A 12,038-nucleotide genomic window follows, 5' to 3' on the forward strand; every position below is an offset into this window, starting at 1 on the left:
CTTCATCGAAACACCTTGTCGACGAACCGAAACGCGCCCATCTCGTGGTCCGCACGGAAATGCTCGTGATCGGCACGCACCCGCTGTGCAGCATCGTCTGCGAAGGCAACTATGTCGTCCACGAACAACTCGCGGGGGCCGGTGGCAGCGAGTATGTCGGGCTCGATGTCACGGTCGATCAAGCCTGCCTCGTCGGACAGCGCGTGGGAATTCGCCAGGGACCGGCCGCAGATCTCTGCGTACGTCTTCCATTGTTTGCCGGACAGGTCGTCGAGATCGATGTCGTTGCGAAACGGTGCCCGTTCGCGAACCATGAAAGCAACGCCGTCCACCTCGGCCGCACCGTAGAAGCGGTCGCCACCGACGAGCAATACACCTTGCGCATGCGAGATGCGTCCGGCGTCTCCGTCGACCACGTATTCGCCCGGTGGGGTGAGACCGTCCAGGGCAGATCGCCGAGCATGCTTGAACTCGATGATGATGTCGTCGGTGCCGTCCTGACGCGGACCCTCCACCTTCAGGTAGTACCGGGGTAAGCCCGGTGACGCGGTGCCTTGCCCGAGCCGTTTGCACACATCCTTGACCTTCAGTTCTCCCGCCCGGTCCGGAATGTCGACACCGAAATTCTCGATGAATCGCTCGAGCGCATTCTGGAACTCGGGGACCCGATGGGTGATCGGAACATGCTCGTCGTCCGCTCGGAAACCCCAGCTGTATTCGTCGTGATACTTCCTGGCCAACCAGTGCGATCGATCTTCCAACGAGTCCTCGATCAGCTTCCGAATCAACTTCGGAGCGTTGTCCTGGCGCATCTGCTGGTGCTGCTCACTGGAGTCCGCAGCCAGCTGCTCCATGGTTTCTAGGTAACCCGTCACGAAGGACGCGGCAATCTTCCGCTGCTTCTTGCGTCCCTTACCGCCTTCCACCGCGGACCCGACCATGAAGGCGGTTGCCCCTCGCTTGAGGTCCCAGGTGAAGGGCGCATAGAACGATTCGTCGAAGTCGTTGGGCCCGAAGATCGGAACGTTGTCCACGCTCGGCATCACTCCGAAATTCTCCGGGTGGACGTCGCCGAGAGCCAGGACGGTCGGCATCCACGCGTCCTCGCCCGCCATATCGCGGTAGAACAACAGGCAGGTTCCGCGGAAGAACGAGAAGACGCTCTTGTGTAGTTTCTCGAACTTGGCGATGGCTTCTTCGTCCTTGTTCGCGATCCGAGTTTCGTGATCCTCGCGGATGGTCTGACGCACGTGTCTGCGCCGCTCGTGACCGGTGAGGTGACGCGGGAGAAACACCATCTCTCCTCGGGCTCTGGCCTGCGCCAGTTCCCGAAAGGCCTCGAACCGAGACGCGGAGGGACTGCCTCCGAGTCCGCTCTCCGAATCCCCAGCGTCCTGCGGTTTCGGGTCGGCGGGCAATTCGCGTGGCGTCATGCCGGTGCTGATACCCCCAGACGAGAGAAGTTCAACCCACCTTCGCGATCGACCTACCCGGATCAGAGCCCGCAGACAACGCTGGTGCCCCGGCGGTCACGACGACCAATCGGTGTCTTTCGCCCATTGCCATGCACGACGGTATGCCACATCGAACCACGGGGCTTTCGCGTCCTCGTAGGCGTTGATGGCCGAGTTGTAGTCCGTGATCCCCGCGGCGGCCTCCGATGCACGACGCTTGATTCCCGCGTATTCCGTCGCGACCGCTGCGTCCGCCCGAAGCCAGTCACGAAACAGCAGTGCGAAGGTCTGATTGGGCCAACCGTCCACCCGGACGTGTACGTTTGCCGGCCGGCCGGGGTCGGCATTGCCGTGAAACCGCTTGGCCCACACGGCTGGATCGGTCTCACCGCCCACGCCGTACGCGGGCTTCGGTTCGTCGAAATTGCTGGCCTCCACGCGAGGGAACCCTGCGCGGCGTAATTGTTCCCCGACAGCGTCGGCGTCGTCGAGACCGCGCACAGTGATCTGAATGTCGATGACATCCTTGGCATCCAACCCGGGCACCGCGGTGGAACCCACGTGATCGATCCTGACGGCTTTGTCCGCGCACGCGAGCGCGAGACGCCCGACGATTCGGCGGGCCTGCAGGTCCCACGCCGGGTCCGCCGTCACCTGTTTCGGATGTGTACGGGCGACGATGCCCTCTCGGATGTTGCGCTCGAAGGGAATCAGCCGCTCGTGCCACAACGCCCGAACCTGCTCGTCGACACTGCCGGGCGCACCGGTGTTGTCGATCCACACATCTGCCGCAGCGCGCCGCGCATCGTCGGTGGCTTGCGCGGCGATCCGTGCGCGGGCATCGTGCTCGGGCATGTTTCGTTGGCCGGTGAGTCGGCGCACTCGTTCTTCCGCGTCGACCCAGACGACGACGACCAGGTGAAAGAACGCACCCATCGAACCTTCGACCAGCAGCGGAATATCTTGCACCACAACAGCATCCGAGGCTGCACCATCGATCAACTCGGCAGTCCGCTTGCCGACCAGCGGGTGCACGACGGCGTTGAGCTTCTTGCGGGATTCCTCGTCCCCGAACGCCACGGACGCCAACGCCGGACGGTCCAACGAGCCGTCGGGGGCGAGAATGTCGGACCCGAACGCGTCCGTCAGTTGTTGCAGCCCAGGCGTTCCCGGTTCCACGACTTCACGGGCCAATACATCGGCGTCGACGAGAACTCCTCCCAGCTCGGTCAGCACCTTGGCAACGGTCGATTTTCCGGCACCTATTCCGCCGGTCAGTCCCAGTCTCAGCATGCACCCAGTCTGTCACTCGAACACGCCGATGCACACCAGCCCCAAATGCACCGGTTTCGGAGGTCTGTCGGTTATCTTCGACGAACGCGACCTCGATGTGCCGACCCACCGCTATTGAAAAGGACACCCATGCAAAGCAATCAGATCCAACCGGGTCGGCACCGCCTCGGCATGGATGCAGGAGTTCACTGCATTCTCATTCCAGAAGTTGCCTCGGCGCTGGCCGACCACCGGCGTAACTGGTTCACCAACCTCTTGACCCCCGCCCGCCACAGCTTCGCCAGCATGCGCAAGCGCACGGCGAGCGTTGGGCAGTGGAGTCCAGCCACCGCCGCGTAGTTCGCACTCCCCCTCCTCGAATGGACCCGGTTCATCAGAACCGGGTCCATTGTCGTGTATGCACTTTCTCCGCTCATCTCGTTCGAACGAGAAAGCCCCGGTTCTCACGTGGAGAACCGGGGCTCGGTGTCACACCCTCACAGGTGGACCACTTCTATCAGGCATTGCCCGACAGCTTCTCGCGAAGTGCAGCGAGCTGCGCATCGCTGGCCAGCGATCCACCGGTCGACGCGGGAGCCGATGCTGCGGGAGCGTCGCCTTCTGCATCGGCGGGAGCCTGACCCGACTCGGAGGAGTAGTTGGTGTTGGCGGCTTCGGCAGCTTCGTCCTTGGCCGTCTTCTCCATCTGAGCGGTGTGCATCTTGTGGCGACGCTCGGCCTCGGCGTAGCGACCTTCCCACTCTTCACGCTGCTTCTCGTAGCCTTCGAGCCATTCGTTGGTCTCGGAGTCGAAGCCCTCGGGGAAGATGTAGTTGCCACCCTCGTCGTACGAGTCGGCCATTCCGTACTTGGACGGATCGAACTCTTCTGCGTAATCCTCGTTGGCCTGCTTGAGGCTCAACGAAATACGGCGACGCTCGAGATCGATGTCGATGACCTTGACGAGTGCGTCGTCGCCGACACCCACGACCTGGTCCGGAACCTCCACGTGGCGCTCGGCCAGCTCGGAGATGTGCACAAGACCCTCGATGCCCTCTTCGACGCGCACGAATGCACCGAAGGGAACCAGCTTGGTGACCTTGCCGGGCACGATCTGGCCGATCGCGTGGGTGCGAGCGAACTGACGCCACGGATCTTCCTGAGTTGCCTTGAGCGACAGGGAAACACGCTCGCGGTCCAGGTCGACGTCGAGAACCTCGACGGTGACCTCGGTGCCGACCTCGACAACCTCGGACGGGTGGTCGATGTGCTTCCAGGACAGCTCGGAGACGTGCACGAGGCCGTCGACGCCACCCAGGTCCACGAAGGCACCGAAGTTGACGATGGAGGACACGACGCCCTTGCGGACCTGGCCCTTCTGCAGCTGGTGCAGGAACTCGCTGCGAACCTCGGACTGAGTCTGCTCGAGCCACGCACGACGCGACAGGACGACGTTGTTGCGGTTCTTGTCGAGCTCGATGATCTTGGCCTCGATCTCCTTGCCGACGTACGGCTGGAGGTCGCGGACACGACGCATCTCGACGAGCGAGGCAGGCAGGAAGCCGCGGAGACCGATGTCCAGGATGAGTCCACCCTTGACGACCTCGATGACGGTGCCCTTGACGGCCTCGTCCTTCTCCTTGAGCTCCTCGATCGTGCCCCAAGCGCGCTCGTACTGAGCTCGCTTCTTGGACAGGATCAGGCGGCCTTCCTTGTCCTCCTTGGTGAGGACGAGTGCTTCGATCTCATCTCCCACGGAGACGACCTCGTTGGGGTCGACATCGTGCTTGATGGAGAGCTCGCGAGAAGGGATGACACCTTCGGTCTTGTAACCGATGTCGAGTAGAACCTCGTCGCGATCGACCTTGACGATGGTTCCTTCGACGATGTCACCATCGTTGAAGTACTTGATCGTCGCGTCGATGGCTGCGAGAAAATCCTCTGCGGAGCCAATATCGTTGACGGCCACCTGCGGTGAGGTTGTGGTTGAGGGCATGTGTTGAGTTGCTCCGGACGGGTTGGGTATCGGTTGATGGATGTTCGGTCGGACCTGTGAAACATGTGCAGCACGAGTGCAGACGACGAAACTGCCGCCGACTCCGCGAACACCGAGGACGGGCGGACCCGACCTGAGCGCAGCATGAACACACTCGCGGTGATCAGGGTACGCGACGGCGCAGTACCAGCACAAACCCGGTTAGAGTCTGCGTGTGAGCGATCTTTCCGTACCGTCGTCCACCCCCGGCCGCGGCCGAATCGATTCGGCCTCGAGCGATCGCGCCAGCAGACTCTGGTGGGACTCGGATGCCGACAACTACCACCGTACGCACGGCGCGTTTCTCGGTGTGTCGACCGCATCCGGGGAATTCGTCTGGTGTCCCGAGGGACTGCACGAAGGCGATGTGCACCTGTTGGGGGATGTCGACGGCAAGGACATCCTCGAAGTCGGTTGCGGTAGCGCACCGTGCGCCCGTTGGCTCGGCGCTCAGGGGGCCCGAGCCATCGGTCTCGACATCTCGATGGGGATGTTGCGGCAAGGCGTCGACGCGATGGCCGCGGGCGGTTCGACGGTTCCGCTGGTGCAGGCCAGTGCCGAGTCCTTGCCGTTCGGCGACGAACGATTCGACATCGTCTGCTCGGCGTTCGGGGCGGTTCCGTTCGTCGCGGACTCGGGCAACGTCATGAAAGAAGTGGCGCGGGTACTGCGACCGGGCGGGATCTGGGTGTTCGCCGTCAACCACCCGATGCGCTGGGTGTTCCCCGACGATCCGGGGGTCGGCGGGCTGACCGCGACGATTCCGTACTTCGACCGCACCCCGTACGTCGAGTACGACGCCGACGGAACCCCCAGCTACGTGGAGCATCACCGCACGATCGGCGACCGGGTGCGCGAACTGGTTGCCGCAGGTCTCGAGGTGCGCGACATCGTCGAGCCGGACTGGCCGGAGTGGCTGGATCGAGAATGGGGCCAGTGGAGCCCACTGCGCGGGCAGTTGTTTCCCGGCACTGCGATCTTCAGCAGTCGCAAACCGTTCTGATTCCACAGTTCAGCGGCGATGCACTCTGGCCTCGACGGTCTCGGTGAAGGCACTGGTCGACGCCTGCCCACCGAGGTCGGCTGTGGCGACTCCGGATTCGACCGTGGCGTCGACCGCGTGCCGAATCCTGCCTGTGGCCGCGGCCAACCGTTCGTCTCGATGCCGCGGGGCGAGCCACTCGAGCAGCATCGCAGCAGACAGGAAGAGCGCGATGGGGTTGGCACGATTCTTTCCCGCGATGTCCGGAGCCGATCCGTGTGATGCCTGGGCCATGGCCTGGGTCTGCGAGGAATTGATGGACGGAGCCGTGCCGAGCGACCCGGACAACTCTGCCGTCAGATCCGACAGAATGTCTCCGAACATGTTCTCGGCCACGATGACGTCGTACTCCTGACCGCGTCGAACGAGATGCGCCGCGAGGGCGTCCACATGCTCTTCGGTGATCTCGACATGCGGAAACTCTTCACCGACCGATCGGCAGGCATCGCGAAACAATCCCGTCGTCATCGACAGCACATTCGTCTTGTGCACGATGGTCAGCTTCCGACGGCGTCGCTCCGCAAGCGAGAACGCCTCGTGTGCAATGCGTTCGCAGGCCGCACGAGTGAACACTCCGACCGCGAGCGCGACGTCCGGAGTCGGCATGAACTCTCCACTGCCGACGAACATGTTGCGATCGGCATAGAAGCCTTCGGTGTTCTCCCGCACCACGACCAGGTCCATGTCCGGCGACATCGCCCGCACGCCGGCAAGCGCTGTGGCCGGTCTGATGTTGGCGAACAGGTCGAAGTGCTTCCGAATTCGCCCGCCCGGGGTCAGCTGCGAACGAAACGGTTCCGGATACGAAGCACTGTCGTGTGGGCCCAGAATCCAACATTCGAGTTCGGCCAGCTGTTGCAACGTGGTCTCGGGCATCGGCGTGCCGTACTCGTCGATGGCACCGTGACCGAGTGGTAGGTGAACCCAATCGATTGCCGGTGCCCCGGCCGCCGCGATGGCTGCGTCGACCACCCGGATCGTTGCGGGAACGATCTCGTGGCCGATGCCGTCGCCGGTCATGGCCCCGATCCGTAGCGCCGTTGCATTCCGAGCGTTCGTCTGCGACATCATGGCCTCCATGGTGCAGTCCGCAGAACTACTACTCGACTCCGGCCTCGACGCAGCGGTTCGCCGCGAGTGGGACGCACTCTCCGACGCCGGACTCCCGAGCCAGAACCGTCACCGCGGCGAGTCGAACCGCCCGCACATCACCGTTGCGGTGGCGTCGTCGATGCCGGCTTCGGTGGACGACGGTGATGCGGTCTGGTTCGATCAGTTCGACGTGCGTCTCGGTGGGCTCGTCGTGTTCGGCGGTCGCACGATCACGTTGGCGCGACTGGTCGTTCCGTCGAGCGAGTTGCTCGATCTGCACGCCCGGCTGCACACGGCCGTGGGCGGAGGCTCGTTCGACCACCTCGAACCCGGTCGATGGACACCGCACGTGACGGTGGCCCGACGGTTGACGCCCGAGGAAGCAGGAGCAGCGGTGCGCCTGCTCTCGGTGGACGTCGTCGATCTGGTCGGATCTGCGGTTGCGCTGCGCCGATGGGACGGCGAGGCCAAACGCGAGTGGCGGATCGGCTGACCCCGGCATCCTAGAACCGGAAATCGCCGAACTGACTCACCTCCGTGTGGGTATCGGGAGTGAAGCCTCCGACCACCAGGGCGTCGAGGGCCAGGAACACCAGCACAACTACCAATACAATTGTCATGCCGTTAGCCTCCAACCTGCGGAAACGGTGCGCGAGTGGCAGTAACGCCACTTCTCGACGAATTACTGCCATACTTCTGAGCATGTTGAATCGAGTGGTAGTCGCGCTGATGCCGTTGACCGAACCGTTCGAGCTGGGCGTCGCCTGCGAGGTGTTCGGATTCGATCGCTCGGACGAGGGCCTGCCCACCTACGACTTCTCTCTGATCGCGGGTGTCCCCCAACCGATCCGCACCCGTGTCGGCTACACCATCGACGTGCCACACGATCTCGCCAGCCTGGACAGTGCCGACCTGATCATCATCCCGGCCGGAGGCACCGAGGCGGCGGTCGACGGCAGCTTCGTGTGCGGTACCGAGTACGACGCATCCATCGAACCCCTGCTCGCCAAACTGCGTGAGGCAGTGGACCGAGGCGCCATGGTCGCCAGCCTCTGCAACGGTGCGTTCGTACTCGGCAAAGCAGGACTCCTCGACGGCAGACCCTGCACGACGCATTGGCGGCATTCGGCCTCGCTGGCCGCGAAATACCCTCTGGCTCGAGTGGATCCGAACGTCCTCTACGTGGATGCAGGCAACGTACTCACCAGCGCGGGCACGGCCGCGGGCATCGACCTGTGCCTGCACATCGTGCGTAAATACCAGGGCAGTGTCGTGGCGAACGGGATCGCCCGCAGGATGGTCGTTCCTCCGCATCGTGACGGCGGCCAGGCTCAATTCGTCACCAGTCCCCTGCCCGCCACTCGCATCGAGACCCTGGCTCCGCTGCTGGACTGGATGACCGAGAATCTTCGATCCGAGCTCACCATCGGTCGATTGGCGGCGCGGGTGAACATGTCGGCGCGCACCTTTGCCCGCAAGTTCGCGGCCGAAACCGGAACCACGCCCGCACGCTGGCTCAACGACCAACGAGTACTGGCGGCGCAGCAGTTGCTGGAGAACTCCGATCTCTCGATGGACTCCATCGCCGAGGTCGTCGGCTTCGGCAACGCCGCGGCACTTCGGCAGCACTTCGTGAGATTGCGATGCACCACGCCCAACTCGTACCGTCGCACGTTCCGCGCCGCGCCCCAGCCCGTATGAGACAGCCCGCGTGACACAGCCCGCCTGAGACCGGGAGCCCCGTCGCACTCGGGATGATTCCGGCGACCGGCCGCGTTGAGACACACAAGAAGCGCAATCAATGGAAAGGGACCGCGTGGCCACTCAGACTTTGACCCAGCAGAATTTCGACGAGATCGTGACGAGCAACGACGTGGTGTTGGTCGATTTCTGGGCGTCCTGGTGCGGCCCGTGCCGCCAGTTCGCTCCGACATTCGAGAAGTCGTCCGACGCGCACCCCGACGTCGTGCACGCCAAGGTCGACACCGAGGCCGAGCAGGGCCTGGCCGCAGCAGCTCAGATTCAGTCGATCCCGACGATCATGGCGTTCCGCGAGGGAATCCTGGTCTACGCGCAGCCCGGCGCACTGCCTGCTCCGGCGCTCGAAGACCTCGTCGGTCAGATCAAGGCACTCGACATGGACGTCGTTCGGCAGCAGATCGCCGAGCAGGCTCCCGCAGCGGAGTGAACTCGCCTCGCTGAAACGACGCGAAGGGCCGCTCACCGACTTCGGTGAGCGGCCCTTCGTCTGGCCATAGGCTGAATCAGTGCGCTGCGGCGTCCCAGCTGCGGCCGGTGCCGACCGACACTTCGAGAGGCACCGACAATTCGATGGCCGAGGACATCTTGTCGCGTACCAGCGCCTCGACCTCCTCACGCTCGGATTCGACAACTTCGAGCACCAATTCGTCGTGCACCTGCAACAGCATTCGCGACTTCAACGTCGACTCCGCCAGCGACTTGTGCACGTCGATCATCGCCACCTTGATGATGTCGGCGGCCGTGCCCTGGATGGGCGCGTTCAGGGCAGCGCGCTCGGCCACCTCGCGGCGCTGACGGTTGTCGCTGTTGAGATCGGGCAAGTAGCGGCGACGGCCGTACAGCGTCGAGGTGTACCCCACCTTGCGCGCTTCCTCGACAGCGTTGCGCAGGTAGTCGCGCACGCCACCGAATCGCGCGAAGTACGCCTCCATCTGCTGCTTCGCCTCGTCCGTGGAAATCTTCAGCTGCGCGGCGAGACCGAACGCGCTGAGACCGTAGGCCAAGCCGTACGACATCGCCTTCACCCGACGACGCAGTTCGGGGGTGACCTCCTCGATCGGAACTCCGAACGCACGGGAGCCGACGAAGCTGTGCAGGTCCTCACCGGTGTTGAACGCCTCGATCAGCCCCTCGTCGCCGGAGACGTGCGCCATGATGCGCATTTCGATCTGGCTGTAGTCGGCGGTGAGCAGCGTGTCGTAGCCCGCACCGACGACGAACCCGTCGCGGATGTGCCGTCCCGCCTCGTTGCGCACCGGAATGTTCTGCAGGTTCGGTTCCGTGGACGACAGACGCCCGGTGGCCGCGACGGTCTGATTGAACGTGGTGTGGATTCGTCCGTCGGCGGCAACGGATTTGAGCAGGCCGTCGACCGTCACCTTCATTCGCGTCGCATCTCGGTGATCGAGCAGAAACTTCAGGAAGGGATGCTCGGTCTTCTCGAACAACCCTTGTAGCGCATCGGCATCGGTGGTGTACCCGGTCTTGGTCTTCTTGGTCTTGGGCATGTCGAGTTCCTCGAACAGCACGACCTGCAACTGCTTGGGTGACCCGAGGTTGATCTGCTTGTCGATCACGCCGTAGGCGGAGTTCGCTGCCTCGTCCACCTGCGCAGCGAATCCGGATTGCAGCGAGCGGAGGTGATCACCGTTCACGGCGATACCCGTTGCTTCGACATCGGCCAGCACCGTCAGTAGCGGAAGCTCCATCTCGGAGAGCAGCGTGGTCGATTCGATGGCCGCGAGCTCGGCGTCCAGTGCGTCGGCCAGGTCGATGACCGCTCGCGCCTTCAGGATCTCGCCCTCGGCGAATGCCGCATCCGCGGTCTCCTCTGCGTCGAGCAGAGACATCTGACCTTCACCCCCGTCCTCGACGCGAAGTTCTCGCTTGAGGTAACGCAGCGACAGGTCGTCGAGGTTGAACGAACGCTGACCCGGCCTGACGAGATATGCGGCCAGCGCGGTGTCGGTGGTCAATCCTGCCAGCGTCCAACCCCGCCCGCGCACCGCGTGCAGCGCCCATTTCGCTTCGTGCAGAGCCTTGGGTTGCGCCGGATCGACGAACCAGGCCGCGAGCGCGCGCTCGTCGGATTCGTCGAGAGCTGTCGTCGTGACGAACGCGCCCTCACCGTCGGCTGCAGCGATTGCCACCGATGTCGCGTCGCTGTCGAACGGCCTGCGCGGTCCGAGAACGGACAGGCCGGTGCGTCGGCCGTCGGATGCGTGTTCTTCGAGCCACGCGGCCAGTTCGCCCGGCGCGACGATGCCACCCCGGACGTCGAACCCTTCCTCTGCTTCGGGTTCGACCGACGCGAGAGTCTCGAACAGTCTGTCCCGCAGAATTCGGAATTCCAAGTCGTCGAACAGAGCGTGGATCTTCTCGCGGTCCCACGGGGCCAATTCGAGCTGATCCGGGGTGTAAGGCAACGGCACATCGCGCACCATCTCGGTGAGCTCACGGTTGAGCACCACACTGGACAGGTTGGCCCGCAGTGCATCGCCCACCTTGCCCTTCACCTTGTCCACGTTGTCGACGAGGGCGGTGAGCGACCCGTACTCGATGATCCACTTGGTCGCCGTCTTCTCGCCGACCCCGGGTATGCCGGGGAGATTGTCGCTCGGGTCTCCGCGTAGGGCCGCGAAATCCGGATACTGCGACGGCGTCAAGCCGTATTTTCCGGCGACTTCCTCCGGGGTGAACCGGGTGAGGTCGGAGACACCCTTGCGTGGATACAGCACCGTCACGTTGTCGGTGACCAACTGAAGAGCATCGCGGTCACCGGTGACCACGAGAACGCGATAGCCGAGCGCCTCCGCCTGCGTCACCAGGGTGGCGATGATGTCGTCGGCCTCGAATCCCGCCTCGGCCATTACCGGTATACCCATGGCCCCGAGCACATCCTTGGTGATGTCGACCTGGCCGGCGAACTCGTCGGGCGTCTTGCTCCGGTTGGCCTTGTACTCGGGGAACCGCTCGGCGCGGAACGTCTGCCGCGACACGTCGAACGCCGCGGCGATGTGCGTCGGCTTCTCGTCCCTGAGCAGATTGATCAACATGGAGGTGAACCCGTACACGGCGTTGGTGGACTGACCGCTCGTGGTCTTGAAGTTGTCCGCTGGCAGAGCGAAGAAGGCCCGGAACGCCATCGAGTGGCCGTCGATGAGCAGCAACGTCGGCCGCTCCCCGCCCGCCTTCGCATCGGTTTCGGCTGCGGGCGCTGCACTGTTCTCGGTTACTGGGCTCACGGTTGACCAGTCTAGGGAGCGGGTCCGACAACTCGTAGCCGGATGCACGCGCCAGCACGCGATCGCACTCACGCCCAGCGGCGCGTACCGCGAAACACAACCGATACTTGCCGGAAATCTCAGTCGCCGATTTTGCG

At 63.8% G+C, this 12,038-nt stretch carries 10 protein-coding genes; 5 read left to right on the forward strand and 5 right to left on the reverse strand.

The genetic code is table 11. The features are described from left to right. Positions 1 to 2 precede the first annotated feature (2 nt). On the reverse strand, positions 3 to 1,433 hold the full coding sequence (locus ACIGGF_RS00160) for a DUF2252 domain-containing protein (protein WP_397519445.1): 1,431 nt from the start codon (positions 1,431 to 1,433) through the stop codon (positions 3 to 5). A 96-nt stretch (positions 1,434 to 1,529) separates the two neighbouring features. Continuing rightward, positions 1,530 to 2,747 (reverse strand): dephospho-CoA kinase, encoded by a 1,218-nt coding sequence (coaE, locus tag ACIGGF_RS00165; RefSeq protein WP_397519446.1) that lies wholly within the window; start codon positions 2,745 to 2,747, stop codon positions 1,530 to 1,532. 129 nt (positions 2,748 to 2,876) lie between these two features. On the opposite strand from coaE, the gene ACIGGF_RS00170 reads away from it, so the two are divergent. Beyond that, on the forward strand, positions 2,877 to 3,086 hold the full coding sequence (locus tag ACIGGF_RS00170; RefSeq protein WP_397519447.1) for a hypothetical protein: 210 nt from the start codon (positions 2,877 to 2,879) through the stop codon (positions 3,084 to 3,086). Between the two features lie 157 nt (positions 3,087 to 3,243). On the opposite strand, the gene rpsA is transcribed toward ACIGGF_RS00170, so the two are convergent. Beyond that, on the reverse strand, positions 3,244 to 4,722 hold the full coding sequence (gene rpsA / locus ACIGGF_RS00175; protein WP_027497255.1) for a 30S ribosomal protein S1: 1,479 nt from the start codon (positions 4,720 to 4,722) through the stop codon (positions 3,244 to 3,246). A gap of 214 nt (positions 4,723 to 4,936) precedes the next feature. On the opposite strand from rpsA, the gene ACIGGF_RS00180 reads away from it, so the two are divergent. Beyond that, the gene (locus tag ACIGGF_RS00180; RefSeq protein ID WP_397519448.1) at positions 4,937 to 5,764 is read left to right on the forward strand and encodes a class I SAM-dependent methyltransferase; all 828 of its coding nucleotides are present in this window, start codon (positions 4,937 to 4,939) and stop codon (positions 5,762 to 5,764) included. A 9-nt stretch (positions 5,765 to 5,773) separates the two neighbouring features. On the opposite strand, the gene ACIGGF_RS00185 is transcribed toward ACIGGF_RS00180, so the two are convergent. Continuing rightward, the gene (locus ACIGGF_RS00185) at positions 5,774 to 6,871 is read right to left on the reverse strand and encodes an isocitrate/isopropylmalate dehydrogenase family protein (protein WP_397519822.1); all 1,098 of its coding nucleotides are present in this window, start codon (positions 6,869 to 6,871) and stop codon (positions 5,774 to 5,776) included. 10 nt (positions 6,872 to 6,881) lie between these two features. Between ACIGGF_RS00185 and ACIGGF_RS00190 the strand changes: the two genes are divergently transcribed. From ACIGGF_RS00190 to trxA, 3 genes are all read left to right on the forward strand, one after another. Then, entirely contained in the window at positions 6,882 to 7,388 is a 507-nt protein-coding gene (locus ACIGGF_RS00190; RefSeq protein WP_397519449.1) for a 2'-5' RNA ligase family protein, read from the forward strand. 209 nt (positions 7,389 to 7,597) lie between these two features. Continuing rightward, positions 7,598 to 8,596: a helix-turn-helix domain-containing protein gene (locus tag ACIGGF_RS00195; RefSeq protein WP_397519450.1), complete on the forward strand. Its 999-nt coding sequence runs from the start codon at positions 7,598 to 7,600 to the stop codon at positions 8,594 to 8,596. A 115-nt stretch (positions 8,597 to 8,711) separates the two neighbouring features. Then, entirely contained in the window at positions 8,712 to 9,083 is a 372-nt protein-coding gene (gene trxA, locus ACIGGF_RS00200) for a thioredoxin (RefSeq protein ID WP_032394311.1), read from the forward strand. A gap of 76 nt (positions 9,084 to 9,159) precedes the next feature. On the opposite strand, the gene polA is transcribed toward trxA, so the two are convergent. Then, positions 9,160 to 11,901: a DNA polymerase I gene (gene polA, locus ACIGGF_RS00205; RefSeq protein WP_397519451.1), complete on the reverse strand. Its 2,742-nt coding sequence runs from the start codon at positions 11,899 to 11,901 to the stop codon at positions 9,160 to 9,162. Positions 11,902 to 12,038: the final 137 nt, after the last annotated feature.

It is taken from the genome of Rhodococcus sp. NPDC078407, from assembly GCF_044542515.1.
In the GTDB taxonomy this organism is placed as follows: domain Bacteria; phylum Actinomycetota; class Actinomycetes; order Mycobacteriales; family Mycobacteriaceae; genus Rhodococcoides.